At 71.5% G+C, this 25829-nt stretch carries 29 protein-coding genes and 1 pseudogene; 15 read left to right on the forward strand and 15 right to left on the reverse strand.

The features are described 5' to 3' along the window. The first annotated feature begins 10 nt into the window (after positions 1 to 10). Positions 11 to 586, forward strand: coding sequence for a DUF6624 domain-containing protein (locus F9278_RS01805; RefSeq protein WP_404818846.1), 576 nt, complete (start codon positions 11 to 13; stop codon positions 584 to 586). Between the two features lie 72 nt (positions 587 to 658). On the opposite strand, the gene mraY is transcribed toward F9278_RS01805, so the two are convergent. Both mraY and F9278_RS01815 read right to left on the reverse strand, forming a co-directional pair. Further along, positions 659 to 1726, reverse strand: a complete 1068-nt coding sequence (gene mraY / locus F9278_RS01810) for a phospho-N-acetylmuramoyl-pentapeptide-transferase (RefSeq protein ID WP_152166670.1) — start codon at positions 1724 to 1726, stop codon at positions 659 to 661. 63 nt (positions 1727 to 1789) lie between these two features. Further along, positions 1790 to 2836, reverse strand: a complete 1047-nt coding sequence (locus F9278_RS01815; protein WP_152166671.1) for a DMT family transporter — start codon at positions 2834 to 2836, stop codon at positions 1790 to 1792. A gap of 40 nt (positions 2837 to 2876) precedes the next feature. On the opposite strand from F9278_RS01815, the gene F9278_RS01820 reads away from it, so the two are divergent. Beyond that, entirely contained in the window at positions 2877 to 3404 is a 528-nt protein-coding gene (locus F9278_RS01820) for a MarR family winged helix-turn-helix transcriptional regulator (protein ID WP_152166672.1), read from the forward strand. Between the two features lie 105 nt (positions 3405 to 3509). Then, positions 3510 to 4010 (forward strand): hypothetical protein, encoded by a 501-nt coding sequence (locus F9278_RS01825; RefSeq protein ID WP_152166673.1) that lies wholly within the window; start codon positions 3510 to 3512, stop codon positions 4008 to 4010. A 29-nt stretch (positions 4011 to 4039) separates the two neighbouring features. On the opposite strand, the gene F9278_RS01830 is transcribed toward F9278_RS01825, so the two are convergent. The 3 genes from F9278_RS01830 to F9278_RS01840 form a co-directional block, all read right to left on the reverse strand. Further along, positions 4040 to 5008, reverse strand: coding sequence for an aldo/keto reductase (locus F9278_RS01830; protein WP_152166674.1), 969 nt, complete (start codon positions 5006 to 5008; stop codon positions 4040 to 4042). A gap of 90 nt (positions 5009 to 5098) precedes the next feature. Beyond that, positions 5099 to 6427 (reverse strand): MFS transporter, encoded by a 1329-nt coding sequence (locus F9278_RS01835; RefSeq protein ID WP_152166675.1) that lies wholly within the window; start codon positions 6425 to 6427, stop codon positions 5099 to 5101. 116 nt (positions 6428 to 6543) lie between these two features. Continuing rightward, positions 6544 to 7149 (reverse strand): LysE/ArgO family amino acid transporter, encoded by a 606-nt coding sequence (locus F9278_RS01840; RefSeq protein WP_404818999.1) that lies wholly within the window; start codon positions 7147 to 7149, stop codon positions 6544 to 6546. A gap of 78 nt (positions 7150 to 7227) precedes the next feature. Here F9278_RS01840 and F9278_RS01845 point away from each other — a divergent pair, with 78 nt between their 5' ends. Further along, complete coding sequence (locus F9278_RS01845) at positions 7228 to 8142, forward strand: LysR family transcriptional regulator ArgP (RefSeq protein ID WP_152166677.1); 915 nt, start codon at positions 7228 to 7230, stop codon at positions 8140 to 8142. A 39-nt stretch (positions 8143 to 8181) separates the two neighbouring features. Here F9278_RS01845 and F9278_RS01850 read toward each other — a convergent pair whose 3' ends face one another. Continuing rightward, on the reverse strand, positions 8182 to 8874 hold the full coding sequence (locus F9278_RS01850; RefSeq protein ID WP_152166678.1) for an NUDIX domain-containing protein: 693 nt from the start codon (positions 8872 to 8874) through the stop codon (positions 8182 to 8184). A gap of 103 nt (positions 8875 to 8977) precedes the next feature. Between F9278_RS01850 and F9278_RS01855 the strand changes: the two genes are divergently transcribed. Beyond that, positions 8978 to 9655: an AIM24 family protein gene (locus F9278_RS01855; RefSeq protein WP_152166679.1), complete on the forward strand. Its 678-nt coding sequence runs from the start codon at positions 8978 to 8980 to the stop codon at positions 9653 to 9655. Between the two features lie 95 nt (positions 9656 to 9750). Continuing rightward, positions 9751 to 10377 carry an alpha-ketoglutarate-dependent dioxygenase AlkB gene (locus F9278_RS01860; protein ID WP_152166680.1) on the forward strand — a complete coding sequence of 209 codons (627 nt, stop codon included), beginning with the start codon at positions 9751 to 9753 and terminating at the stop codon, positions 10375 to 10377. 16 nt (positions 10378 to 10393) lie between these two features. Here F9278_RS01860 and F9278_RS01865 read toward each other — a convergent pair whose 3' ends face one another. Then, the gene (locus F9278_RS01865) at positions 10394 to 11605 is read right to left on the reverse strand and encodes an FAD-dependent monooxygenase (protein ID WP_193241338.1); all 1212 of its coding nucleotides are present in this window, start codon (positions 11603 to 11605) and stop codon (positions 10394 to 10396) included. A 338-nt stretch (positions 11606 to 11943) separates the two neighbouring features. Between F9278_RS01865 and melC1 the strand changes: the two genes are divergently transcribed. After that, positions 11944 to 12354, forward strand: a complete 411-nt coding sequence (melC1, locus tag F9278_RS01870; protein ID WP_152166682.1) for an apotyrosinase chaperone MelC1 — start codon at positions 11944 to 11946, stop codon at positions 12352 to 12354. A 62-nt stretch (positions 12355 to 12416) separates the two neighbouring features. Further along, positions 12417 to 13241, forward strand: coding sequence for a tyrosinase MelC2 (gene melC2 / locus F9278_RS01875; protein WP_152166683.1), 825 nt, complete (start codon positions 12417 to 12419; stop codon positions 13239 to 13241). A gap of 7 nt (positions 13242 to 13248) precedes the next feature. Here the strand turns inward: melC2 and F9278_RS01880 are convergent, their stop codons facing one another. Together F9278_RS01880 and F9278_RS01885 are read right to left on the reverse strand one after the other, a co-directional pair. Continuing rightward, positions 13249 to 13992 carry a ribonuclease H family protein gene (locus tag F9278_RS01880; RefSeq protein ID WP_152166684.1) on the reverse strand — a complete coding sequence of 248 codons (744 nt, stop codon included), beginning with the start codon at positions 13990 to 13992 and terminating at the stop codon, positions 13249 to 13251. Between the two features lie 45 nt (positions 13993 to 14037). Further along, positions 14038 to 14847 (reverse strand): VOC family protein, encoded by an 810-nt coding sequence (locus F9278_RS01885; protein WP_152166685.1) that lies wholly within the window; start codon positions 14845 to 14847, stop codon positions 14038 to 14040. A 224-nt stretch (positions 14848 to 15071) separates the two neighbouring features. Between F9278_RS01885 and F9278_RS01890 the strand changes: the two genes are divergently transcribed. The 3 genes from F9278_RS01890 (at position 15072) to F9278_RS01900 (ending at position 17334) form a co-directional block, all read left to right on the forward strand. Continuing rightward, positions 15072 to 15494, forward strand: a complete 423-nt coding sequence (locus F9278_RS01890) for a DUF6153 family protein (protein ID WP_152166686.1) — start codon at positions 15072 to 15074, stop codon at positions 15492 to 15494. A 93-nt stretch (positions 15495 to 15587) separates the two neighbouring features. Beyond that, positions 15588 to 16265 carry a DUF3105 domain-containing protein gene (locus F9278_RS01895; RefSeq protein WP_152166687.1) on the forward strand — a complete coding sequence of 226 codons (678 nt, stop codon included), beginning with the start codon at positions 15588 to 15590 and terminating at the stop codon, positions 16263 to 16265. A gap of 139 nt (positions 16266 to 16404) precedes the next feature. Continuing rightward, positions 16405 to 17334 carry an SGNH/GDSL hydrolase family protein gene (locus tag F9278_RS01900; protein WP_152166688.1) on the forward strand — a complete coding sequence of 310 codons (930 nt, stop codon included), beginning with the start codon at positions 16405 to 16407 and terminating at the stop codon, positions 17332 to 17334. On the opposite strand, the gene F9278_RS01905 is transcribed toward F9278_RS01900, so the two are convergent. Both F9278_RS01905 and F9278_RS01910 read right to left on the reverse strand, forming a co-directional pair. Then, complete coding sequence (locus F9278_RS01905; protein ID WP_152166689.1) at positions 17331 to 18365, reverse strand: TerC family protein; 1035 nt, start codon at positions 18363 to 18365, stop codon at positions 17331 to 17333. The genes F9278_RS01900 and F9278_RS01905 overlap by 4 nt on opposite strands. 161 nt (positions 18366 to 18526) lie before the next feature. After that, positions 18527 to 19006: a VOC family protein gene (locus F9278_RS01910; RefSeq protein ID WP_152166690.1), complete on the reverse strand. Its 480-nt coding sequence runs from the start codon at positions 19004 to 19006 to the stop codon at positions 18527 to 18529. Between the two features lie 239 nt (positions 19007 to 19245). Here F9278_RS01910 and F9278_RS01915 point away from each other — a divergent pair, with 239 nt between their 5' ends. Together F9278_RS01915 and F9278_RS01920 are read left to right on the forward strand one after the other, a co-directional pair. Next, positions 19246 to 19902 (forward strand): ATP-dependent Clp protease proteolytic subunit, encoded by a 657-nt coding sequence (locus tag F9278_RS01915; protein ID WP_152166691.1) that lies wholly within the window; start codon positions 19246 to 19248, stop codon positions 19900 to 19902. Then, positions 19902 to 20504 (forward strand): ClpP family protease, encoded by a 603-nt coding sequence (locus F9278_RS01920; protein ID WP_152166692.1) that lies wholly within the window; start codon positions 19902 to 19904, stop codon positions 20502 to 20504. The genes F9278_RS01915 and F9278_RS01920 overlap by 1 nt, the downstream gene beginning before the upstream one ends. A 13-nt stretch (positions 20505 to 20517) precedes the next feature. Here the strand turns inward: F9278_RS01920 and F9278_RS01925 are convergent, their stop codons facing one another. From F9278_RS01925 to F9278_RS01935, 3 genes are all read right to left on the reverse strand, one after another. Then, positions 20518 to 20901: a helix-turn-helix domain-containing protein gene (locus tag F9278_RS01925; RefSeq protein ID WP_152166693.1), complete on the reverse strand. Its 384-nt coding sequence runs from the start codon at positions 20899 to 20901 to the stop codon at positions 20518 to 20520. Positions 20902 to 20984: 83 nt separating this feature from the next. Further along, positions 20985 to 21578, reverse strand: a complete 594-nt coding sequence (locus F9278_RS01930; RefSeq protein WP_226966592.1) for a DinB family protein — start codon at positions 21576 to 21578, stop codon at positions 20985 to 20987. Between the two features lie 51 nt (positions 21579 to 21629). Beyond that, complete coding sequence (locus F9278_RS01935; RefSeq protein ID WP_152166695.1) at positions 21630 to 22553, reverse strand: MurR/RpiR family transcriptional regulator; 924 nt, start codon at positions 22551 to 22553, stop codon at positions 21630 to 21632. Positions 22554 to 22664: 111 nt separating this feature from the next. Between F9278_RS01935 and F9278_RS46755 the strand changes: the two are divergent. Next, positions 22665 to 22754 (forward strand): annotated as a pseudogene (locus F9278_RS46755) (ABC transporter permease); the annotation flags it as partial. A gap of 229 nt (positions 22755 to 22983) precedes the next feature. Here F9278_RS46755 and F9278_RS01945 read toward each other — a convergent pair. Continuing rightward, the gene (locus F9278_RS01945; RefSeq protein WP_193241339.1) at positions 22984 to 24273 is read right to left on the reverse strand and encodes a DUF6777 domain-containing protein; all 1290 of its coding nucleotides are present in this window, start codon (positions 24271 to 24273) and stop codon (positions 22984 to 22986) included. 193 nt (positions 24274 to 24466) lie between these two features. Here F9278_RS01945 and F9278_RS01950 point away from each other — a divergent pair, with 193 nt between their 5' ends. Then, on the forward strand, positions 24467 to 25756 hold the full coding sequence (locus F9278_RS01950; RefSeq protein WP_152166697.1) for a streptophobe family protein: 1290 nt from the start codon (positions 24467 to 24469) through the stop codon (positions 25754 to 25756). Positions 25757 to 25829: the final 73 nt, after the last annotated feature.

Consider the following 25829-nt stretch of genomic DNA (forward strand, 5'->3'; position numbering starts at 1 on the left):
CGCCCCGGCCATGGAACCCACGTCCCCTCCCGTCCCACGCCTCCCGGCGGAGTCCGGGTCCGACGCCGTGCCGCCCCCGAAGCGGGTGACGGCCGCCGAGTTGATCCGCCGGGCCGAGGACGAACGGCGGCTGGCCCACGAGGCACGGTCCGCGTCCACCGCGCGGGCCCGCGACCGTATCGCCGCGTGCCACGCGGGCAACGGGGACGCCCTGCGCGCGATCGTCGCCCGCCACGGCTGGCCCACCGCCGAGTCGGTCGGCGAACCCGCCTCCACGGCGGCCCTGCTGATCCTGCTGCACTCCCCCGACCTCGGCTTCCAGCTCACCTGCCGCGATCTGATCGCCGAGGCCGCCGCCGACGGCCGCTGTCCCGCCGTGCACCACGCCTACATCGCCGACCACTGCGCGGTGGCCCTCGGCCGGCCCCAGTTCTACGGCACCCGTATCAACCCCGGCACGCTCTTCCCGTACCCCATCCGCCACCCCGAGACGGTCGACGAACGCCGCCGCGACGTGGGCCTCGGCCCGCTCACCGAGCATCTCCGGGCGGTGCGGCGCGGGTTGGGCGCGAGCGGCGGACTGTGAAACAACCGGCCTGCTCCGGGGAGGCAGTCGGCGTGGGCCGGTGGCGAGTGCGGCCCGGCCCCCGCCTCATCCTCAGCCCGCCGCCCACCCCGCGTAGAACAGGCCGAGGCCGGCGATCACGCAGATGCCCTGGATGGTCCAGAAGCGGACCACGACGAGGACCTCGGACCAGCCCTTGAGTTCGAAGTGGTGCTGGAGCGGGGCCATGCGGAAGACACGCTTGCCGGTCAGCTTGAACGAGCCGACCTGGATGACCACCGACATGGTGATCAGGACGAACAGCCCGCCGAGAACGGCCAGCAGCAGCTCGGTGCGGGAGCAGATCGCGAGCCCGGCCAGGGCGCCGCCGAGCGCCAGGGACCCGGTGTCGCCCATGAAGATCTTGGCGGGCGAGGTGTTCCACCACAGGAACCCGAAGCAGGCGCCCATCAGCGCGGCGGCGACCACCGCCAGGTCGAGCGGATCGCGTACCTCTATGCAGGAGGCGGGGTCGGTGAGTTCCATGGCGTTGGCGCACGAGTTCTGGAACTGCCACAGCCCGATGAAGGTGTAGCCGCCGAACACCATGACCGACGCGCCGGTGGCGAGACCGTCCAGACCGTCCGTCAGGTTCACCCCGTTCGACATGGCCAGGATCATGAACAGGGCCCAGACGACGAACAGCACCGGCCCGATGGTCCAGCCGAAGTCCGTGACGAACGACAGCTTCAGCGAGGCCGGCGTCTGCCCCCGGTCGTCCGCGAACCGGATGGCGAGCAGCGCGAACACGATGCCGACGATCAGCTGACCGGCCATCTTCGCGCCGGCCCGCAGCCCCAGCGAACGCCGCTTCACGATCTTGATGTAGTCGTCCAGGAAGCCGACCACGCCCATGCCCGCCATCAGGAACAGCACCAGGAACCCCGGATACGTCGGGCTCTCACCGGTGATGACCTTGGTCGCGGCGTAGGCGACGAGGGTGGCCAGGATGAAGGCGATGCCCCCCATGGTGGGCGTACCGCGCTTGCCGGCGTGGCCGCGTGGGCCGTCGTCCCGGATGTACTGCCCATAACCCTTCCGGGCCAGCAGCTTGATCAGCAGCGGTGTGCCGATCAGCGTCAGGAACAGGCCGATGGCCCCGGCGTAGAGGATCTGGTTCATCGGACGGCGGTCTCCCCCTCGGTCGCGCTCTGATACGCGACGGCCTCACCGGTAACGCAGGTGTCACCAGTAACGCAGGTGTCTCTGGTGTCGCAGGTGTCGCTGGTTCTCACGGCCCCACCCTATGCAGTGACCTGATCTTCGTATCGCGGTGGGTAGTTGACGAAGGGACTGAGGTGAACTCGGCGGACGCTCGCGTGAATCGGCCGCCGGAGCGGGCACCGGAGCGGGCACCGGTCGTGGGCCGTCCCCACCGGGGCGCCCCACCCGGCCGGGTCGCCCCAGGAACACACCGACCAGGACCAGAAGCAGTCCGCACAGCTGTCGGCCCGTCAGTGACTCCCCGGCGACGGCCGTGCCGAGGAGGACGCCCGTGACGGGGTTGAGGAGGCCGATCAGACCCACGGTGCCGGCGGGCAGCCGGCGCAGCCCGGTGAACCAGGCGACGAAGGCGAGCGCGGTGGCGATCAGGGAGACATGGGCGAAGGCGAGGAGGGCCCCCGGGGAGAGCGTGGGCGGCGGGCCCTCCACGGCGACGGCGACCGGGAGCAGGAGCAGGCCCCCGGCGGTGAGCTGCCAGGCGGTGGAGGCGAGGACGTCGGTGCCGGCGTTCCAGCGTTTGGCCAGGATGTGACCGAAGGACGAGACGAGCAGGGCGGCGACCGAGCCGAGGATGCCGGGCACGCTGGTGGCCACCGCGCCCGTGAGCAGCATCAGACAGACCCCGACGAGCCCGATCACGGCGCCGCACAGATGCGCGCGGGCGGGCCGTTCGGCGACCAGTGGCCAGGCGACCAGCATCATCGTCAGCGGGGCGGCGGCCATGACGGTCGAGGCGACGCTCGTCGGCAGCAGCTGGGAGGCGGCGTAGACGAGGACGAAGAACACGCTCACGTTGAGCAGCCCCAGCAGCGCGGCCCGCCCCCACCAGACACCGCGCGGCAGCCTCCGGCACAGGGCCAGCAGGACGAGCCCGGCGGGGAGCGCCCGCAGGGCCGCCCCGTACAGCGGGCTGTCCGCCGGGAGGTACTCGTGCGTGACGAAGTAGTTGGCGCCCCAGGCCACCGGCGCGATCGCGGTCAGGGCCACCGCTCGCATATTGGCTTCCATGGAAGACAATATAACTTCCCCGGAAGCTATCATGGTGGGCATGGAGGAACGTCCGTCACCACCCGACCGCGTGGCCCGTATCCAGGCCGACTGGCGCCGTGAGCGGCCCGACCTCGACGTGGGCCCGCAGGCGGTGATCGGCCGGCTGCACCGCCTCGCGGACCGGCTCACCGAGGAACTGTGTCTGGTCTACGGCCGCTACGGGCTCAGCGAGGGCGAGTTCGACGTGCTCGCCACCCTGCGCCGGGCGGGTGCGCCCTTCGAGCGGGCGCCCGGCGAACTGGCCGCGCACACCATGGTCACCACCGGCGCGATGACGAAGCGGATCGACCGACTGGAGCGGGCGGGGCTCGTCACCCGCCGCCGCGCCGAGGACGACCAGCGCGGCCGGATCGTCGCCCTCACCCGGCCGGGGCGGGAGCTGATCGACGCGGCGTTCACCGAGCACATGCGCAACGAGCGCCGACTGCTGGATCTGCTGACGGAGGCCGAGGCCGGGTCACTCGAAACGGTGCTCACGACATGGCTGTCCCGGCTGGACCGCCCGGGGCCCTCCGACGACGGGTGACGCGGCGGCCCGGCCACCGACCGACCGCCGGATACGGACCGTGTCGTGCCCTCCCCCACCGGCCCACCGCCCGGTCACCCGGCTCGGGCTGAGACACTGCACGTCATGGCCTCTTTCACTCCCGCGCGCGCACTGATGATGCTGACCACCGGGCTGACCTGTCTGCTGATGGCGGGCGGCGCCCTGATCGGCGCGCTGATCGGCGGCGGTGTCGTCGCCCTGGGAGCGGCCGTGTGCGCCGGGCTCGTCGGCATGGTGGGCTCGCTCATCGTGCGGCGGCGGGCCATGGCGCACTTCGCCACGGCCCAGCGGCAGGCCGGGCAGCGGGGCTACGCCGAGGGCATCGCGCACGGCGTGCTCATCCATGTGACCGCCTACGAGGCCGCCGTCTTCCCCCGCACCGGGCCGAACGGCGTCAGCGCCGAGGAGCGCGCGGCCCGCCGCACCATCGCCTACCGCATGGCAGCCCTGGACGAGGTCCCCCAACGTGTCCGCGTCGCCGCCGCCGACGCCCTCGCCCTCCTCGACAAGACCGACCGCGAGGGCGCCGAAGAGGCCCTGGCCCGCCTCGCGACGACGGTACGGCTGGAGTACTCGCGCCTGTGAGACCTTCGGCGCCCGTACGGCGGTCGCGCTCAGTGGCCGCTGATCCCCCGAGGTGTGTACGGCCGCTCCAGTTCCTCGATCTCCTTCTCGGTCAGGGTGATGTCGAGTGAGGCCACGGCGTCGGTGAGGTGGTGGGGCTTGGTGGCGCCGACGATGGGGGCGGACACCGTGGGGCGGCCGGACAGCCAGGCGAGGGCGATCCGGGCGCGGGGCACCCCGTGTTCCGCGGCGATCCGGGTGACGGCGTCGACGATCTCGCGGTCGCCCTCCTGGTACAGGGTCTTGCCGAAGTTGTCGGTCTCGGTGCGTGCGGTGACGGTGTCCGAGTCCCGGGTGAGGCGGCCCCGGGCCAGCGGGCTCCAGGGCAGGGTGGCGACGCTCTGGTCCGCGCACAGCGGGAGCATCTCGCGCTCCTCCTCGCGGTAGAGGAGGTTGTAGTGGTTCTGCATGGACACGAACCGCGTCCAGCCGTTCGCCCGCGCCGCGTGCTGCATCTTGGCGAACTGCCAGGCGTACATCGAACTCGCCCCGAGATAGCGGGCCTTGCCCGCCTTCACCACGTCGTGCAGGGCCTCCATCGTCTCCTCGACCGGGGTGTTCGGGTCGAAGCGGTGGATCTGGTAGAGGTCGACGTGGTCGGTGCCGAGGCGCCGCAGGCTGTTGTCGATCTCCGTCATGATCGCCTTGCGGGAGAGCCCCGAGGCGTTGGGGCCCTGGTGCATGGCGCCGTTCACCTTGGTCGCGAGGACGATCTCCGCGCGCGGCGCGAACTCCGCGAGGGCGCGGCCGACGATCTCCTCGCTGGTGCCGTCGGAGTACACGTTCGCCGTGTCGAAGAAGTTGACGCCCGCGTCCAGCGCCTGCCGGATCAGTGGGCGGGAGGCCTCCTCGTCCAGCGTCCAGACGTGCGTGCCTCGGTCGGGGAGGCCGAAACTCATGCATCCGACACAGATCCGGGACACGTCCAGACCCGTCGAGCCGAGCTTCACGTACTGCATCGTTGCGACTCCTGCCTGTGGGGTGTGCGGCCGACACAGCGTACGGAGGAGCGGGGGTGCCGGGCGGTCGGATCCGGTACCGCCGGGCGGTCAGATCCGGTACCGGCGCAGGGCCGGGGTCACCGTCGCCAGGAGCAGTACGGCGGCGATGACGAGGAGGCCGCCGCCGACGACCGCCGCGCGGGCGCCGAAGGCCGCTCCGGCGGTGCCGTGCAGGACATCGGCGAGTCGGGGGCCGCCGGCCACGACCACGGTGAAGACGCCCTGCATCCGGCCGCGCATCTCGTCGGTGGCGGCGGACAGCAGGATGGCCCCGCGGAAGACCATGGACACCATGTCGGCGACCCCGGCGGCGGCGAGGAACAGCACGGCGAACCAGAGACTGGTGCTCAGCCCGAAGCCCGTGATGGCGGCGCCCCAGGCCAGTACGGCGCCGATGACCATGAGGCCGTGCCGGTTCGAGCGGGAGAAGGTGCCCGACATCAGTCCGCCGACGACCGCGCCGATGGGGATCGCGGCGAACAGCAGACCGAGGGCGAGGCCCTCGCCGTAGGGCGCGTACGTGGTGTCGGCCAGCTGGGGGAAGAGGGCGCGCGGCATGCCGAGGACCATCGCGATGATGTCGGCGAGGAAGGACAGCAGGAGCACCTTGTGCAGGGCGATGTAGCGGAAGCCCGCGAGGACCTCCCGCCAGCCCGCCCGCTTGGTCGTCGCCGTGTCGAGGGGTGGCAGGGGCGGCAGCTTGTAGACCGCCCAGAGGGTGACGCAGAGGGCGAGCGCGTCGATCAGGTACAGCTCGGCCAGGCCGATCACCGGGATGAGGGCGCCGGCGAGCAACGGGCCGGCCACCAGGCCGAGTTGCATCACGGTCGAGCCGAGGGCCGCGGCGGCGGCGAGTTGGCCCGCGGGGACGAGGCGGGCCACGGAGGCGTTGCGGGCGGGTGCGTTGAGGCCGAAGAACGCCTGCTGGAGGGCGAGCAGGGCCATCAGCGCCCAGACGGATTCGAGGCCGGTGACGGCCTGCACCCAGAACAGCACCGAGGTGACGGCGATACCGGTGTTGGTGACGAGCAGCAGAGTGCGGCGGTCCACGCTGTCGGCGACGGCGCCGCCCCACAGCGCGAACACCACCAGGGGCAGCAGTCCGGCGAGGCTCGCGTAGCCGACCCAGGCGGAGGAGCCGGTGATGTCGTAGATCTGCTGGGGCACGGCGACGGCGGTCAGCTGGCTGCCGACGGCCGTGACGATGGTCGAGGACCACAGCCGCCGGTAGGCGGGACGGCGCAGTGGGCGGGTGTCCATCGCCCAGCGGCGCCAGCCCCGGCCGGGCGGCGTCGGGGAGCCGTCCTCGGGTGCGGTGTCGTCGCCCTCCGGTGCGGTGTCGTCGCCGGCGCTGCTCTTGGTGGTGTCCACGGGCATCCTGATGCTCAATACATCTTTCGATACGGACACCACTATCGCGGAGATCACCACCGCCGGGACAGACGGTTTCCCCGTCGTCTCACATGGTGTCGGCGTGCGCGCGTCACGTCGGCTCACGCTCCGGCGATGAGCATCCCGCCGAGCGCGAGCATCGTCACCGCGACCAGTCCGTCGAGGACGCGCCAGGCCGAGGGGCGGGCCAGATGGCGGCTGAGCAGCCGGGCGCCGAAGCCGAGGGCGGCGAACCAGCAGAGGCTGGCGAGGCCGGCGCCCAGGCCGAAGGTCCAGCGCAGGGGGCCGTGGTCGGAGGCGAGGGAGCCCACCAGGAACACGGTGTCCAGGTAGACGTGCGGGTTGAGCCAGGTCAGCGCCAGACCGGTGAGCACGGCCCGGCGCCGGGAGCCCGCCGCCCCGTTCTCCGTGCGCAGCGCGCCGTCGCCGGGCCGCAGGACACGGCGGGCGGCCAGGGCGCCGTAGACCAGGAGGAAGCCGCCGCCGACCAGGGCGACCGCCCTCAGCGCGCCGGGCCGGGCGACGACCACCGCGCCGACCCCGGCCACGCCGAGGGCGATCAGCAGCGCGTCGGAGAGGGCGCAGATCGCGACGACCGGGAGGACGGCGTCGCGGTGCAGCCCCTGGCGCAGGACGAAGGCGTTCTGGGCGCCGATGGCGACGATCAGGGACAGGCCGGTGCCGAATCCGGCGGCGAGGGCGGTCATTTCGCTGAACACACCCCCGACGCTAGGAAAAGCGGCGTCATGCGTACAGCTAAAGATTCTTACGTATCATTAGCGCTCATGATGTCCGAGCTGCCGTTGGATCTGGTGCGCACGCTGCTCGCGGTGGTGGACGAGGGCACGTTCGACGCGGCGGCCGGTGCCCTGCATGTGACGCCGTCGGCGGTCAGCCAGCGGGTCAAGGCGCTGGAGCAGCGGGTCGGCCGGGTGCTGCTGATCCGGGAGAAGCCGGTGCGGGCGACCGAGTCCGGCGAGGTGATCGTGCGGTTCGCGCGGCAGCTGGCCCGTCTCGAACGCGACGCGCACACCGCGCTCGGCCTGACCGGCGCCGGGCAGACCCCGACCACGCGGGTGTCGATCGCGGTGAACGCGGACTCGCTGGCCACCTGGTTCCTGCCCGCCCTGACCCGGGTGCCCGAGGACCTGCGCCCCTGCTACGAGCTGCTCCGCGAGGACGAGCAGCACACGGCCCGGCTGCTGCGCGAGGGGCTGGTGATGGCCGCGGTCACCTCGGCGCCGGACGCCGTGGCCGGCTGCTCGGTCCGGCCGCTCGGGCGGCTGCGGTACCTGCCCTGTGCGACGCCCGCGTTCGCCGAGCGGTGGCTCGGCGCCGGTTCGGGTGTGCCACTGGAGGACGTGATCGCGGACGCGCCGGTCGTGTTCTTCGACCGGCGGGACGACCTCCAGAACGCGTTCGTCCGCCGGCTGACGCGGGGCCGCCCGGCCGGTGTGCGACGGCATCATGTGCCGACCTCGGAGGGCTTCGTGGAGGCCGTGGCCGCCGGGATGGGCTGGGGCATGGTGCCCGCCGCGCAGGCCGAGCGGCTGCTGGACGCCGGGCGGCTCGTCGATCTGGCGCCGGAGCGGGGTGTGGACGCCCCGCTGTTCTGGCAGCAGTGGAAGCTCGACTCCCCCGCGCTGACGGCCGTGGCGGAGGCGGTCGCGGCGGAGGCCGCCGAGGCGCTGGACCCCTGAGGCCGAGGCCCGCGCCTCCCGCCTCCCCCGCCGCCCGCGTCAGGCGCCTCCCCCGGCGGCGAACGGCCCCTCCAGCGCGGCCCATTGGAGCAGCATGATGGTCTTGGCGTCGGCGATCTCCCCGCCGCGGATCATCTCCAGGGCCCGGCGGAAGGGCAGTTCGACGAGTTCGATGTCCTCGCCCTCCTCGTCGAGGCCGCCGCCCTCGTGGGTGCGGGTCGACGGGCCGTAGGGGGCGGCGTAGAAGCTGACGCGTTCGGTGACCGAGCCGGGGCTCATATAGATGTCGAAGACGTGCTGGATCTCGCCGATGGTGTGGCCGGTCTCCTCGACGACCTCGCGCCGCACGGCGACCTCGGGGTGCTCGTCCTCCTCGTCGAGCAGGCCGCCCGGCGTCTCGATCAGCATCCCGTCCGGGTGGCCGTTGACGTACACCGGGTAGCGGAACTGCCGGGTGAGCAGCACGGTTTCGCGGTCGGTGTCGTAGAGGAGGACGGTGGCGCCGTTGCCCCGGTCGTGCGTCTCGCGTTCCTGGGTGCTCCAGGTGCCGTCGGCGTGCTGGAAGTCGAAGGTGGTGGTGCGCTCCACGTACCAGTTGCTGGACAGCAGTTGGACGTCCCGTACCTTCACGCGCGGGTTGCCGGTGAGTTCCCGGCCGGTGCGGTCGAGTCCGGTACGGCCCCGGCGGTCCGGGAGGTCGACACCGACGGTGCCGACGGTCTTGTTGGTCATGTGTCCGCTTCTACCATTCCGATCATGGCGTTGTCAGGCGCCTCAAATGGCGCACCGCGCGCGTCGCTTGGCGGAAGCGGGCACTCCGGGACAGCATGCCCGTATGAAGAGCGATCTTTTCTCCAACGAGAACATGGTCCAGCCGGCGTACGCGCCGGGGATGAGCGTCCAGAACGCCAAGTCGATCAAGTACGCGGTCAACGGCGAGATGCTCGCCCGGCAGGGCGCGATGATCGCCTTCCGGGGGAACCTCCAGTTCGAACGCAAGGGCCAGGGCGTGGGCGGCATGCTCAAGCGCGCGGTCACCGGGGAGGGGCTGCCGCTGATGGCGGTGCGCGGCCAGGGCGAGGCCTGGTTCGCGCACGAGGCGCAGAACTGCTTCATCGTCGACATCGAGCCGGGTGATGTGTTCACCGTCAACGGCCGCAACGTGCTCTGTTTCGACGCCTCGCTGGCGTACGAGATCAAGACCGTGAAGGGCGCCGGGATGACCGGCGGCGGCCTGTTCAACAGTGTGTTCACCGGGCAGGGCAGGCTCGGTCTCGTCTGTGACGGCACTCCGCTGGTCATCCCGGTCTCGCCGCAGCTGCCGGTGTTCGTGGACACGGACGCGGTCGTCGGCTGGACGGCCCACCTCAGCACCTCGCTGCACCGCTCCCAGTCCTTCGGCTCGATGATCCGGGGCGGCTCCGGCGAGGCCGTGCAGCTGAAGCTGGAGGGCGAGGGCTTCGTGGTGGTCCGGCCGAGCGAGGTGACCCCGCAGAAGGCCCAGCAGCACTGAGCCGCCGGGCGACGAGGGGGCCCGGTGGGCGACCGCCGGTGAGCGACTCCACCCACTAACGAACAGATTTTCGAATCGCGGAGTACGCTGCGGGTATGGCCACGCACCTCCAGGGCTCCCTCTTCGACCAGTCCGACGACCTCCGCCTCGGCCCCCTCGACGGCCTGCGTCGGCGTGAGCTGGGCGCCGGGGCCTGGGTCGACGTCCTGCCCGGGTGGCTCGGCGGGGCCGACACGCTGTTCACCCGGCTCGCCGAAGAGGTGCCCTGGAAGGCGGAGCGCCGGCAGATGTACGAGCGGACGGTGTCCGTACCGCGTCTGCTCGCCTTCTACGGCGCCGAGGACGCCCTGCCGGATCCCGTCCTGGACGAGGCCCGGCAGGCGCTCTCCGCGCACTACGGCGCCGAGCTGGGCGAGCCGTTCGCCACGGCGGGGCTCTGCCACTACCGCGACGGCCGGGACAGCGTGGCCTGGCACGGCGACCGGATCGGGCGGGGCGCCCGGGAGGACACGATGGTGGCGATCCTGTCCGTGGGCGACCCCCGCGATCTGGCCCTGCGCCCGCACGGCGGCGGGCGGACACTGCGGTTCCCTCAGGGGCACGGCGACCTGATCGTGATGGGCGGCTCCTGCCAGCGCACCTGGGACCACGCGGTTCCCAAGTCGGCGCGGGCGGTGGGGCCGCGCATCAGCATCCAGTTCCGGCCACGGGGCGTGCGGTAGCGGCGCCCGGGGTCCGCTACTTCCGGCCGGCGAGGGCGCGCGACTGGGACGAGCGGGCCAGCTTCGGGCCCAGCCAGCGCTTGAGGCGGCGCAGCGCCTCCAGACGGCCGACCGCGCGGTCGAGGCGGTAGTAGACCTGCGGCGGCACATAGGGCAGCAGCGGGGAGTGGCGCTGGCCGAGGAGCGCGAACATCTGCTCGGGCGGCAGGTCGATGTACCGGTGGATGTTCTCGTACCACTGGGCGCTGTGGCGGGCCGCGCTCTGCAGCCGCAGCAGCTCGGACTTGCGCCGGCGCTCGTACGCGGCGAGCGCGGTCTCCGTGTCCGGATGGGCGCCGAGGGCCTCGGCCAGGCAGATCGCGTCCTCCAGGGCGAGGGTGGTGCCCGCGCCGATGGAGTAGTGCGTGGTGTGGGCGGCGTCGCCGAGCAGGACCAGATTGCCGTGCCGCCAGGAGCGGTTGGTCAGGGTGCGGAAGGTGAGCCACTGGGCGGTGTCGTCGTCCTGGGCACGACCCAGGAGCGGGTGGCCGTCCAGGATGTCGGCGAACAGCTTCTCCAGCAGGGCCAGGCCGTCCGCCTCGCCCATGCGGTCCAGGCCCAGGCCGCTCAGCGTCCTCGGGGAGCACTCGACGACGCAGGTGCTCTGCTCGTCGCTGAACGGGTAGGCGTAGGCCCAGATCCAGCCGTGGTCGGTCTCCTGGAAGGAGAAGGTGAAGGCGTCGTAGACCTTGGTGGTGCCCAGCCAGCCGTAGACGTTGCGGCCGAGGGTGATGTCGCTGCCGAAGCGGTCGGCGTGCCGCTCGCGCACCGCGCTGTGGACGCCGTCGCCCGCGACGACGAGATCGGCCTCGGGCAGGTCGTCGGCGGTGATCTCGTCCTCGTACTCCACGCGGACCCCGAGGGCCCGCGCCCGCTCGGCGAGCAGCTCCAGCATGCGACGCCGGCCGATGCCGAAACCGTCGTCGCCGGGCTGGACGGTCGTACGGTCGCGGACGTACGCCACGCCGCTGTTCCAGTTGACGGAGTTCTCGCTGATGGCGAGGGCCGTCTCGGGGTCCTTCTCGCGGAGCTTGTCCAGCAGTTCGGACCAGTAGGTGACACCCCAGCCGTAGGTCGATCCGGCCGGGTTCCGTTCATGGACGGTGATGTCGTGGGACGGGTCCTGCCGCTTCATCAGGATCGAGAAGTACAGGCTCGCCGGTCCGCCACCGACGCACGCGATCTTCACGCGAACTCCCATTTCGCTGCGCAAAGCGATCAATTGACCACGAAGAGTAGCAGTGCGCGCGCACTCCGGATTCACGTCACTTTGCCCGCGTGATCCCGGCCACGCGATCCGCGCCGACACCGCAAGATCATCGGCGCCACCGCCGCCACCGGGCGGAATATCTCCCTCCACCCTCGCCCCGGAGGCCGTGGCAGCAAGATCATCCTTATTCAACCTTGCACGACATTTACTTAATTGTCCGGATCGGAGCCAACCGACTCCCTGGGATTTCCCCCGCTCCTCCATGGATCGATAGGCATGACGGGTCATCAACCCACCCTTTCCCAGGAGGCCTTCGCATGCCCGACCTCACCCGCCGCCACGCGCTCGGCGCCGCGGCAGCCCTCGCCGTGACCGTCGGCACCCCGCTCACCGCCGCGGTCGCGGACGACCACGCAGACCACGCAGACCACGCAGACCACGCAGACCACGACGGCGACGCCGGTCATGGCGGCCGACAGGCCCCCCGGGCCTTCGACGAGGTCTACCGGGGCCGTCGGATACAGGGGCACGCGACCGAGGGCGGCGGTCACCATCACGGCGCCGGGTACGCCGTGTTCGTCGACGGCGCCGAACTGCATGTGATGCGGAACGCCGACGGCAGCTGGATCAGCGTCGTCAGCCACTACGCCCCGGTGTCGACCCCGCGCGCCGCCGCCCGCGCCGCGGTCGACGAACTCCAGGGCGCCCGTCTCGTCCCCTTCGGCTGATCCCCACCCGCACCACCCGCACCACCGGATCCACCCGAACGACCGCGAGGAGCCGCAGCACCATGACCGTACGCAAGAACCAGGCCACCCTGACCGCCGACGAGAAACGGCGCTTCGTCGACGCGCTGATCGCGCTCAAGCGCTCGGGCCGCTACGACGAGTTCGTCACGACCCACAACGCGTTCATCCTCGGCGACACCGACAACGGTGAACGCACGGGCCACCGTTCGCCGTCCTTCCTGCCCTGGCACCGCAGATTCCTGCTGGAGTTCGAACGGGCCCTGCAGTCCGTGGACCCGACCGTCGCGCTCCCCTACTGGGACTGGACGGCCGACCGCACGGCCCGCTCGTCACTGTGGGCGCCGGACTTCCTCGGCGGCACCGGGCGCGGCCGCGACGGGCAGGTGATGGACGGCCCGTTCGCCGCGTCCACCGGTGACTGGCCGATCAACGTACGCATCGACGGCCGCACCTATCTGCGGCGCTCCCTCGGGGGCGCGGTACGGCAGTTGCCGACCCGGGCCGAGGTGGACTCGGTGCTCGCGATGTCCACGTACGACATGGCGCCCTGGAACAGTGCCTCGGACGGTTTCCGCAATCATCTGGAGGGCTGGCGGGGTGTGAACCTGCACAACAGGGTGCATGTCTGGGTGGGCGGTCAGATGGGCACCGGGGTCTCCCCCAACGACCCGGTCTTCTGGCTGCACCACGCGTTCGTCGACCGGCTGTGGGCCGACTGGCGGCGCCTGCACCCGGGCTCGGCGTATCTGCCGGGCGCCGGGACACCGAACGTGGTCGACCTCGACGAGACGATGAAGCCGTGGAACGACTCGACCCCGGCGGCGCTGCTGGACCACACCGCGCACTACACGTTCGACGCGGCCTGACCCGCGCTCACGCCGTTCCGGCGGTCGCCGTGCGGCACTCCGGGTGCCCCCAGCCCTGGTCGTTCTTGGCGATCTGCTCGCCCGCGGCGTAGGGACGGCCGCACAGGCAGCGGCCGGGAAACTTCGCCTTGATGGTGCGGGACGAGGCCGAGGACGACGAGGACGAGCCGTTCCGGGTGCCGGACCTGCCGGGCTTCCCGGACTTCGCGGACTTCTTCGCCGCGCTCCAACGGGACGGGACCGTGTCGGGGGCGGCCGGGGGTTCCGGGGAGCCCAGTTCGGTGCCGGCGGGTTCCTGGACGACGGCCGCCTGGCTGGCCGCGCGGTCGGCGAAGTCGTTGAGCGGGTCGCCGTCGACCTGGTGGGCGGGGACGTAGCGGAACTCCACGGCGCGGTCGGCGAGCAACTCGTCGATACGGACCACGAGTTCCTGGTTGGCGACCGGCTTGCCGGCGGCCGTGCGCCAGCCGTTGCGCTTCCAGCCGGGCAGCCAGGTGGTGACCGCCTTCATCGCGTACTGGGAGTCCATCCGGATCTCGATCGGGACGGCCGGGTCTGTGGCCGCCAACAGCCGCTCCAGCGCCGTGAGTTCGGCGATGTTGTTGGTGGCTCTGCCCAGCGGGCCGGCCTCCCAGCGCGAGGGGATCTCGTCGTTCTCGGCGACCACCCAGGCCCAGCCCGCTGGTCCCGGGTTTCCCTTGGACGCTCCGTCACAGGCGGCCACAACACGTTCCGGCATGCGCTCGATCATGCCATGCGCGGGGGTGTGGGACCGTCCACGGGTCACACACCCCGCTCAGTCCACGTCCGTCATCGGCGGCATCTCGCCCTGGGCGTTGGTGACGTCGATGACGGAGAACGAGGCGCCCTGCGGGTCGCTGAGCGCGGCGAAGCGGCCGAAGGGGGTGTCCATCGGGCCGTAGCGCAGGATGCCGCCGAGCTTGGTGGCCTTGGCGACCGCGTCGTCGCAGTCGGCGACGGTGAAGTACACGTTGATGAACGAGGGCACCTCGGGCGGGAAGTCCTCCGCCGTCATCCGCATCCGGCCGAGGAGCGGGTCCGCCCCCAGGTGGAAGACCCGGAAGTCCATGTGCGGGCTGTCGGGATCCTCCATCCGCTTGGCCCGGAACGGGAAGACGGCCGGGAAGAACGTGTCCGACTTCTCGGGCTCGCGGGTGAAGACCTCGGCCCAGATGTACGCACCGGGCACGCCCATGGCCTCGAAGCCCTCGTGAACTCCGGCCTGCCAGACGCCGAAGACGACACCGTCCGGGGAGCGGGCGAGCAGCATGGAGCCGAACTCGCCGACCCGCATCGGCTCCATCAGCACCTCGCCGCCGTTGTCGCGGACCTTGGCGGCGGTGGCGTTCACATCGGGCGAGGCGAAGTACAGGCACCAGGCGGACTGTCCCTCCTGGCCGGGCATCGGCGGGACGACCGCGGCCACCGCCTTGCCGTCCACGTACGCCTGGGTGTAGTTGCCGTACTCGGTGGACGACTCGCCGAACGTCCAGCCCAGTACGTCGCCGTAGAAACTCTTCGCCGCCTCGACATCGCTGAACATCGCGTCGGCCCAACAGGGCGTTCCCTCGGGATGTGCGGCCATGACTGCCACTCTCCTCGGTTCGACTGGTGGTTCCCCCGGACAGGTGGCCTCCCCGGTCTCACGCTAGCCAGGACCGCTCCCGGACGCGCGCCGAACGGGACGGACCGCGTGAAACCGGCAGGGGATCCAGAGGACGGGGGCACGTTCGGGACCACGGCTGTGCGTCGTCTGATAATTTCAGCGACGCTCGCACTCCCGTTCGCCTCGACTCGTGAGGTGCCACCATGTCCGGCCGGCCGTTCAGACGTACGGCGCCGCCGTGCGCCCGGGGCCGGTCGGCGCGTCTGATGCTCGTGGTCTCGCTGGTCCTCACCACGTTCGTGTTGTTCTGCGCGGGTGCGCCGCCCGGTGAGGCTCCGGCGCCGCGCCCGCACTCGGTGTCGGCGGATCTCCCGGCGGAGCGGCCGGACAGCGCGCGGGCGGGCGCGGTGGAGCGCGACCCCTGTGAGCACAGCCCCGGCGGGCACGACTGTCATGCCGCCGACCCGGCGGCGGTGCTGGGCCAGGCGCCGCTGCCCGGCGCCGATCACACCGCCGCGTCCTGGCAGCCCGCGTCGGCACCGGCACCGGTCGCGTCCTTCGGCTCCGGGGAGCCGGGGCGGGCCCGTCCTCCCGATCTCCACGAACTGCAGTTGCTCCGCGTCTAGGCCGGACCCGGCCCGTACGACGCGCACATACGACTCGCATCGCAGGACCGCCGTGCCCGCGCGGGCACGGCAGGGAGCAGAAGGACGATCCCCATGGCTTCATCCAAGTCGAAGGCCAAGAACGGCGGACCGACGGGCAAGAACTCCAGCCCCAAGGCCAGGGAGGCGGCGCGGCGTGCCCGCGTCGAGGAGATACGCAAGGCCGAGCAGTCCCGGGAGCGGCGCATGCGGCTGCTCACGCTCGGCGTCACCGGTGTGATCCTCGCCGGGCTGGTGGGCGGCGGCTGGTTCCTGATCGACTCCGCCCAGGAGAAGGAGGAGGCGAAGGCCGCGCCGGTCGACGGGGTGAAGAGCTGGTCGAAGCTCTCCCAGAACCATGTCGCCGAGCCCGTCGAGTACAAGATGAGCCCGCCCGTCGGCGGCGACCACAACCAGGTGTGGGTCAACTGCGACAAGCAGGTGTACACCAAGGTCGTGCCGAACGAGAACGCGGTGCACGCGCTGGAGCACGGCGCCGTCTGGATCACGTACAGCGACAAGGCGGCCAAGGCGGATGTCGAGTCGCTCACCGATCTCGTGAACAAGACGACGTACACCTTCATGAGCCCCTACGAGGACCAGTCCTCGCCCATCGTGCTGAGTGCCTGGGAGCACCAGTTGAAGGTGGACAAGGCGTCCGACCCGCGGGTGCAGAAGTTCCTCGACAAGTACGTGCAGGGCGAGCAGACGCCGGAGCCGGGTGCCGCGTGCTCCGGCGGGATGACCCCGTGAGCGGCGGCACCTCCTGAGCGGAGAGGGCGTCCGGTCGTTTCCGTTCCGGGCGCCCTCGTGGCCGACACGGGTCTTCCGCCCCGCCCCGGGCTGTGCTTGCCTGGGGAGCCTTTTCGATGGCCGGGGCGGGAGTCGCCGTATGCGCAAGCCGTGGATCGTGGGAGTGGTGGGGGCGGTGCTCACCGCGCTGCTGCTCGGCGGGTGCGGGGATCCGGCGTCCGGGCCGGACGAGGCCCCGGTGTCGGCCGCGGCTCCGGACCCGTCGTCGACCACCCGCCGAAGGGCCGCCACGGCGTCCCCCGCCGAAGAGGGCGACCCGGTGAAGCCGGCGCCGAAGGTGCTCTACCTCGGTGACTCGCTCGCGACGGAGAACCAGAACGTCCTGGGCTCCTTCCTGAAGGACGATCTGGCCGCCCGCTACACCAGCGCCCCGTACTCGGGCACCACCCTGTGCGACTACCTGGAGGGCACCGCCGACCGGTCGCTGGTGCCGCCGCAGGACAAGGCCGCCGCGCTGGTGCGGCGGCTGGGCCCGGACTATGTGGTGCTGCAGTTCTGGGGCAACTCCTGGGACTACACGCCCTGCATGGACGGTGTCACCTTCGGCGAGGACCGTGCCGAGTACTTCCGGCGGTACACGGCCGCCGCCGATCTGCTCACCGAGCAGATCGCGGACGCGGGCGGCACGCACCGGCCGAGGATCGTATGGGTGTTGCAGGGCCCGGACCCGATGACCCCGGACCGGATCCGCCGGGTGAACGCCCTGTACCAGAAGCAGGCCAAGGCCTCCGGTGATCTGGTCGCCGACGCCGGCAAGGCCGTGAGCCCGGCCGCCGACCGCTACACCTGGGCCCAGTACCTGCCGTGCACGGCGTACGAGCGCGCGCACGACGGCTACTGCACCCAGCCCGGCCGGGCCCGCACCGCCCTCCATCACGACGAGGACTTCCTGCACTTCTGTCTGGCGCCGACGACGTCCAAGCCGCGGCCGTGCCCGGTGCCGTCCCCGGGGATCACGCGGATGGCCCGGGAGATCACCCGGGCCATCGCCGACGCGAGCGGTGCCTAGACCCGCTGCGAGGTGGTGGGCTCGTCGTCCCCCGCGCCACCCGTGTCCGCCGCACCGGCCGCTTCCGCGGCTTCCGCCGCCTCCTTCTCCTGCTGCTTCTTCGACGCCCACAGGCTCGTCACGGTCGTGACCGCGAGGACCAGGACGATGAACCCGAGGGAGAACGGGATGGAGATCTCCGGGACATGGACACCGGACTCGTGCAGGGCGTGGAGGACGAGCTTCACGCCGATGAAGCCGAGGATGATCGACAGGCCGTAGGAGAGGTGGACGAGCTTCTTCAGCAGGCCGCCGATGAGGAAGTACAGCTGGCGCAGGCCCATCAGGGCGAAGGCGTTGGCGGTGAAGACGATGTACGGGTCCTCGGTCAGGCCGTAGATCGCGGGAATGGAGTCCAGGGCGAACAGGACGTCCGTGGAGCCGATCGCGAGCATCACGACCAGCATCGGCGTCATCACCCGCCTGCCGTTCTCCTCGATCCACAGCTTGGTGCCGTGATACCGGTCGGCCACCCCGAAACGCTTCTCCACCGCCTTGAGAAGCCTGTTCTCCTCGTACTCCTCCTCGTGGCTCCCCTTGCGGGCGTCCTCCACCAGCTTCCACGCCGTGTAGATCAGGAACGCGCCGAAGAGGTAGAACACCCAGGAGAACGTGGAGATGATCGCCGCACCGGCCGCGATGAAGACCGCCCGCAGCACCAGGGCCATCAGCACCCCGACCATCAGCACCCGCTGCTGATACTGCGAGGGCACCGCGAACTTCGCCATGATCAGCACGAACACGAACAGGTTGTCGACGCTCAGCGACTTCTCGGTGATGAAGCCCGCGAAGAACTCCCCCGCCGGCCTGCCCCCGCCGACCGCGAGTATCACCAGACCGAACGCGATGGCCAGAGCGATCCAGACGGCCGACCAGATCCCGGCCTCCTTGATCGACACGTCATGGGGTTTGCGGCCGATGAAGAAGTCGACGCCCACCAACACGCACAGAGCGACGACGGTGAGCAGCCAGGTGGTCAGGGTGACGTTCAAGGTTCCTCCGGGTAACAGGTGGTGCACAGGAAAGCCTCACCGGCATCCTTTGCATCCGCTACCCGGCTCAGGTAAAGAATGACCGAAATCCCCGTACACACCCTGGTGGCGGCCCTGTCGCGGAGACCGCCCACCAGGGTGAGAGGTGTTGCCGGCACCGGCTACTCGCCCGCGTACGCCTTCCGCAGGGCGGCGAGGTCGAATTTGCCCATCGACATGAACGCGGCGGTCGCGCGGGCCACCTTCTGCGGGTCGGAGTCGCTGATCATGTCGATGAGTTCGGCGGGCACGACCTGCCAGGACACTCCGAACCGGTCCTTGAGCCAGCCGCAGGGGCCCGGCTCGCCGCCCTCGGTGAGGCTGTTCCAGTAGTAGTCGATCTCGTCCTGGTCGGCGCAGAGGATCTGGAAGGAGACGGCCTCGGTGAACTTGAACTCGGGGCCGCCGTTCAGCGCGACGAACCGCTGGCCGTTCGCCTCGAACTCCACGGTGAGCACGGAGCCGGCCGGCCGGGGCGCGCCCTCGCCGTAGTGGGTGACGCGGCCGAGCCGGGAGTTCTTGAAGACCGAGACGTAGTGGGCCGCCGCCTCCTCGGCCCGGCCGTCGAACCACAGGCAGGTGGTGAATCCGTCGCTGGACATGGGTGCCTCCTCGGGCGGGGTGTGTCGTCTCCCCTGGGGTGTGTCGTCATCTGTATCGACCGGCCCCGGTCCACAAACTCATCGGTGGCACGGGGACGAGATGCGCCGGGCGGGGGCGGCGATCGGCGCTCTGCTATCGGCGAATCTGCCGTGGGCAGAGAAAGGCCAGGTGAGGGGCGGTTCCCGGGGAGGGTGGAGACAGCGGCCGTCGCGGTCGCGTTCACCCCCAGGGAGGAACCGTGACTCCATTGATCACCGGCCGGGCCCCCGCGCCCGCCCCGCGCGCCGAGGAGGGCGACACCGCGCCGTCCCGCTTCGACGACCATCTCGCCACGCAGCTCCTCGCACAGCGGATCGTCCTCCTCGGCACCCAGGTCGACGAGGTCTCCGCGAACCGGGTCTGCGCCCAGTTGCTGGTGCTGTCGGCGGAGGACCCGCGCACCGACATCAGTCTGTACATCAACAGCCCGGGTGGTTCGGTGACGGCGGGTCTCGCCATCTACGACACGATGCGGCTGATCCCGAACGACGTCGCCACGCTGGCGATGGGTTTCGCGGCGAGCATGGGCCAGTTCCTGCTGAGCGTCGGCACGCGGGGCAAGCGGTTCGCGCTGCCCAACGCGCGGATCATGATGCACCAGCCGTCGGCCGGGATCGGCGGCACGACGGCCGACATCGAGATCCAGGCGCAGAACCTGGAGTTCACCAAGCGGGCCATCGAGCGGATCACCGCGGAGCACACCGGCCAGTCCGAGGAGACGATCTCCCGGGACGGCGACCGCGACCGCTGGTTCACGGCCGAACAGGCCAGGGAGTACGGGATGGTCGACCGGGTGGTCGAGTCGCTCGACGACGTACGGCCGGCCTCTTCACGGCGACGGATGGGACTGCAGTGATGGGGACCTACACCATTCCGAACGTGGTCGAGCGGACCGCGCAGGGCGAGCGGTCGTACGACGTGTTCAGCCGGCTGCTGTCCGAGCGGATCATCTTCCTCGGCACGGAGATCGACGACGGGGTGGCCAACGTCGTCATCGCGCAACTCCTCCATCTGGAGGCTGCGATGCCGGACCGCGAGATCTCGGTGTACATCAACTCGCCCGGGGGATCGTTCACTTCGCTGATGGCGATCTACGACACGATGACGTTCGTACGGGCGCCGATCTCGACGCTCTGTGTGGGGCAGGCGGCGTCCACGGCGGCGGTGCTGCTGGCGGGCGGGGATCCCGGGCGGCGGTACGTGCTGGAGCACGCGCGGGTGCTGCTGGGGCAGCCGGCCAGCGGGGGCCGTCAGGGGACGGTGTCCGATCTCGCGCTCCAGGCCAAGGAGATGGTGCGGATCCGGGCGCAGGTGGAGGGGGTGCTCGCCCGGCACACCGGGCGTGAGGTGGCAGAACTGCGGGCCGACATGGACCGGGACAAGGTGTTCGCGGCCGAGGAGGCGGTGGCGTACGGGCTGGCGGACGAGGTGCTGAGCCGACGGCTGGTGGAGGTCTGAGTTCCGCGCCCCGTCAGGCCACGAGGCACAGGCCGTTGTAGGAGGCCTTGGGTGTGCTGCGGGTCAGTTCGGTCTGGGCCAGGGAGAGGAGGTCTCCCAGGCTCAGGCCGAGGGCCTGGGCGGCTGCCGCCAGAACCTCCGAGGAGGCCTCCTTGCGGCCCCGTTCCACCTCGGAGAGGTACGGCATGGAGATGCGGGCCGCGTCGGCGACGTCCTTCAGGGTGCGTTCCTGGGCCAGGCGTTCGCGGCGGAGCACGTCGCCGACGAGGTCGCGCCACAGGGGTTCCCTGGCGGGCGGGGCCGGTGGGGCGGCCGGAGGCGCCGTGGCCGGGCGGGTCCGGGCCGTCGCCGGGCGCAGGGGGACGACTCGGGCTTCGTTCGACGCGTGTGGGCTCACCCCCTCAGCCTAGGAACTCGTCGCGCCACGGGAAGGGTTCGGCGTTCCGCCCTCAGGGAAATCCCGGTTCCGCGCGCCGCGGTTCACTGGCCGATGCGGCCGTCGACGCGTTCACGCAGGAGGTCGGCGTGCCCGTTGTGCCGGGCGTACTCCTCGATCATGTGGACGAGGACCTCGCGCAGGGCGATGGGCTCGTCGTCGTGGCGTCCGGTGACGGCGAGGTCGGGGGCGGCGGCCACGAAACGTTCGGCGAAGGCGACCTCGGCGCGCCAGGTCCGCCAGGCGTCGGCGACGGCCTCGGGGTCGGCCACGGCGTCGTTGAAGTCCCCGTCGGGGTCGTCGCCGGCCCGGTAGTGGCGCGGCGCGGCCGGTTCGCCCGCCAACGCCTCGCGGAACCAGTACTGCTCCACGCCGGCCAGATGGCGTACGAGCCCGAGCAGCGACATGTTCGACGGCGGCACCGAGCGGCGGGCCAGGGCCCGCGCGTCGAGGCCCGCGCACTTCAGCTCCAGGGTGAGGCGCTGGTTGCGCAGAAAGCCGACCAGGGTGGCCCGCTCGCCCTCGAAGCCGCCTTCGCCGCGCGGGTCCCCTTCGGGGCCGACGAACCGGTCGCCCCAGCCGGGTTTCCGCTCCGGCAGGGGCTGGTCGTCGGGCCGTGTCTCCAAGCTGTCACTCATGCGGAGGATCATCGGCCGTCACCGCCCCGGTCCGCCACCGCATTCCGCCGGTCAGCCCCTCCGGCTGCCCCTGGTGGTCATCAACTGCTCACGGAGAACGGTCAGTTGGTGTGAGGTGTCGACGGCACGGTTCTCGTCCAGGGTCGTCAGGGCGAGGAGCAGGACATCGGCGACGACGAGCGCGGTGAGGGCCTCCGAGGTGATGCCCGTGGGGGTGTGCGGGGCGGTCAGGACGGCGTCGACGCGGTCGCCGAACTCCTCGCCGAGTTCGTCGGTGACGAGGACGACCCGGGCCCCGACCGCCCGCGCCCGTTCGACGAGGACGGTCAACTCGTGCAGGGCGCGCCCCGGTTGAAAGATCACCACGGCGTCGCCCTGGCGGAGCGCGAGGAGGTGGTCGGCGAGCGCGAAACCGGTGGCGCCGCAGAAGCGGGAGCGGCGGTCGATGCGGCCGAGGGCCAGGGAGAGATGGCGGGCGGCCGGTTCCGAGGCGGCGATGCCGAAGCAGTGGATCTCGACGGCGTCGGCGAGCGCGGTCACGGCGGCCCGCAGGGCGTCCGGCGCGGTCAGCCGCCGGGTCTGGTCGATGCGTTCCTGTGCCTCGTCGATCACATCGGTCCAGATGCCGTCGAGGTCCGGGCCGACATGGGCGATGCGCCGCTTGAGCCGTACCTCGGGGGCCACGGCGGTGGTGAAGCCGGAGGCCAGCTCGCGCTTGAGGGCGGGCAAGCCGGCGTAGCCGAGGCGCTGGAGCGCGCGGACCACGGTGGCGTTGCTGGTCCCGCTGGCCGTGCCGAGTTCCTGGGCGCCGGCGAAGAGCAGCTGCTCGACGGGGGCGCCGACCAGGTACTGGGCGACCGCCCGCTCGGACGCGGAGAGGCTCTCCCAGTGGTCACGGACCGCCGCCCGGAGCCGCGCCAGACCCTCGCCGAGATCGCCGCGGTCTCCACGATCCTCGTGATCTGAAATTTTCATTACAGACATTGACTTCCTCGTGACGGTCGTTACTCTCCTGGACGACACATTCCAGGAGGGAAGCTTCTCGTAACCGACGTTACAGCACAGCGTCATCCACGGGCAGCTCTGCTCGCCGCGTGGCGCGGCGGCTGGGTCGACACGTTCGTCTCCCGGGTCACGGACGTCATGTACGCCTTCCCCGGGCCGCTGTTTACCGTTGGCCGCCGTGCCCAGGAAGGGCTGGGACCCGGACGACGCGGTCGCGGCACGGGCGGCGCTCGCCGGGCAGCCGACGGGCTGAGGTACGAGCGTGATCTGCGCGGTGGCCCGGTCGCGACCGAGCAGGGCGACGCGTGGGGCGTCCAGGTCCGGTTGGCCCGGGGCCCGGTCGGCCGGGTCGGCCGGGTCGGCCGGGTCGGCCCCGGGGACGCTTCGTCGGCCGGGCCGGTCAGGACTCCGGGGTGACCGACTCCAGGGCGCTGAGGGACGCCGTCTCGGTGGTCGTGGTGTCGTCGGGCAGCGAGTCGGCCGTCTCGGGGCTCTCCGACTCCGTCGTGGGCTCGGAGGTCTCCGGCTCGGGTTCCGGTGACGAGGGGGTCGACGGAGTCACCGAGGACGAGGAGGGGCAGGGGCTCTCGGTCCTGCCCTCACCGGAGTCTCCGCCCGGGGTCGAGCGGCACGGCTCGGGCTTCTTGGTGGGCGGCTTCTCGGTGAACGACGTCGACACCGACGGGGAGGGCCGGTCGACGGGCGGGTCGGTCTTCTTGTCCTTCCCTCCGGTGTCGCCCCTGGGCCGGGTGAACCAGTCGTCGTGCTCGGCGTCGTAGAGGACGAAGACCTTGACGATCGTCGTCGAGCCCTCGACGACCACGACGTTCTGCGGCCGGTACGACGGCCAGGAGTCGCCCTTCGGCTCGGGCGTGGTCTTCTGCGCGACCGGCTGCTTCAGCGGGTTGCCGCAGGCGCAGCGCACCCGGGGCACCCCCCGGTCGTCGACGAGGACGGCGGTGCCGGCCTGGAGGACGGCCTGATAGCTGGTGGCGGCGCCGTCGCGGTAGCCGTGGTTGGTGACACGGGTGTCCATGCGCAGCTGCACCGGGGTGAGCGAGCGCAGATGGGCGGGCACCCCCGAGGACTTGACGCCCGCGACGGAGGCGAACGCGTCGTTCTTGGCGGGGTTCGCCCCGAGCACCTCGATCTGCTTCTCGACATCGCAGCTGGCGACGTTCCGGGTACCGCCGTAGAGGCCGGGGGACGCGCCGTCCACGGCCCGCGTCACATTGCCGGGTTCCGAACTGCCCGGTGACGCCTCGGGGGTCTCGGGCGGGGTGGAGCTGTCCGTCGCCGTCGACTCGGTGAACGGGTCCGGGCCGGACTTGCCCGCCGCCTGGAGGAACACCTCCCCGTCGGCCGAGCCGCCCGAGTCGTCGGAGCGGGTGAAGACGACGATCAGGACCACCGCGACCACGGCCGCGGTGACCATGAGGGCGATCCGGGGAGCCGACCGCCACCAGGGGTGACCGGGACTCCCGGACCCCTGCCCGGAGTCACCGGATCCGCCGGAGCCGCCGCCGGGCCCGCCGGGGCCCTCCGGTCCGCCCCCGCCGCCCGTGCCGCTCGGCGGGGTGGGGCTCGGCGGGGTGGGGCTCGGCGGGGTGGGGCTGGGTTGCGTCGGCCCGGAGAGCGGGCCGGACGGCGGGCCGGTCGGACGGCCGGAGGACGGTTGCTCGGAGCTCACGGGGCTTCTCCCGCCATAGGGGCACTGCGGCGATGTGCGGCTTTCAGGCGATTTCCTGCTCTTACCCTGCGTTTACCGCCGCTTTATTCCACAACAGGCCCATTGTGTGCTCTGGCCCCGTGCCACCCGCAAGCCGAGCGGGCCGGGGGCTCCCGGCGCGCGGAGTGCCTCCGGCGTGCTTAGCGTGGCAAGAGTGAGTCCTCGGACACTGAGTCCCCGGCAGGCGAGCGCACCCGAGCGGGAGGTCGCCCGGCACGGCTGGCTCCAGGCCCTGGCCACCGTGCTCGCCGGGCTGATCGCGATGATCGTGACGGCGTCCCTGGGGCTGTGGGCGGCGGGTGCGGCGGACCTCCCGGACGGCGCGTTCCCCCGGGTCGTCGCGGCCACCGTCGTGACGGCGGTCGGCGGCACGATCGAGCTGTCCGGCGGCGCCGGGGCCTTCGCCGAGACCCGGGCGGGTCTGACGGCGATCCCCCTGTCGGTGACCCTGGTGGGCGCGCTGGTCATGGCCGCCGGGTTCCTGCGACCACTGCGGCACCGGGCGGTGGCGGGGGCGACCGAACTCGCGGGCTGGGCGGCACGGATCGCCGTCCTGTGGCTGGCGGCGCTGATCGGCCTCGCGATCGCGGCCCGGCAGACCTTCGACATCCCGCTCGGCGACGTGGGCGACTTCTTCGGCACCTCCGCCGACGTGGGCTTCGAGACGGCCGTGGTGCCGACCGTGTTCTTCGGACTGCTGTGGCTCGCCGGGGTCCTCGCCCTGGCGCTGCTGGTGTCGCGCGGGGCGCCCCTGCCGGCGCGGCTGCTGCGGTTCCAGGAGTCGGTGCGGCCGGCCGCGTACGCGATGGTCGGGCTGCTGCTGGCGTATGTCGGGATCGGGCTGGTGATCGCGGTGGTGGTGGCGCTGACCCGTGGGCACGCCGCCGAGACGGCCGCGGTGATCCTGCTGGGTCTGCCGAACGTGGTGTGGCTGGTCTTCACGATCGGTCTGGGTGCCACCTGGGACAGCCAGGTCGAGGGGCCGTTCGGGCTGCCGATGCCGAAGATCCTGGACGAGGTCGTGCGCGGCCCGGATGTGTCGACCCTGAACCTGGGCTCGCTCGCCGAGTACGACGGCCGGGTGTGGTGGCTGCTCGTCGTGAACGCCGTGCTGCTGATCGGCGCCGCGTTCGTGATGGCGGCCCGCTCACCGGCCCGGATGCGGCTGTGGCAGCACGCCGTGCACATGGCGGCGGCGCTCGTGCTCACCGTGCTGACGGTGTGTCTGGTGGCCCGGATCTCCGCGCACTACGGGCTGTCGGTCATCGGCATCGGCGACCTCGGCGGGGACCTGGGCGGCGAGCTGTATCTGCGGCCCCATCTGTGGTCCGCGCTCGGACTGGCCGTCGTCTGGGGGCTGGTGACCGGGTTCCTGGGCGGGGCGCTGGCCAAGGGAGTGCATCGGCGGGGCGCGGTCGGCGCGGACGCCGAGCGCACCCCGTAGGCGGACGCCGCCCGCACCCCGTAGGCGGATGCCGCCCGCACCCCGTGGACGGGCGGCGACCACCGGCCCACGA

The sequence above is a fragment of the Streptomyces phaeolivaceus genome, from assembly GCF_009184865.1.
Lineage (GTDB): Bacteria > Actinomycetota > Actinomycetes > Streptomycetales > Streptomycetaceae > Streptomyces > Streptomyces phaeolivaceus.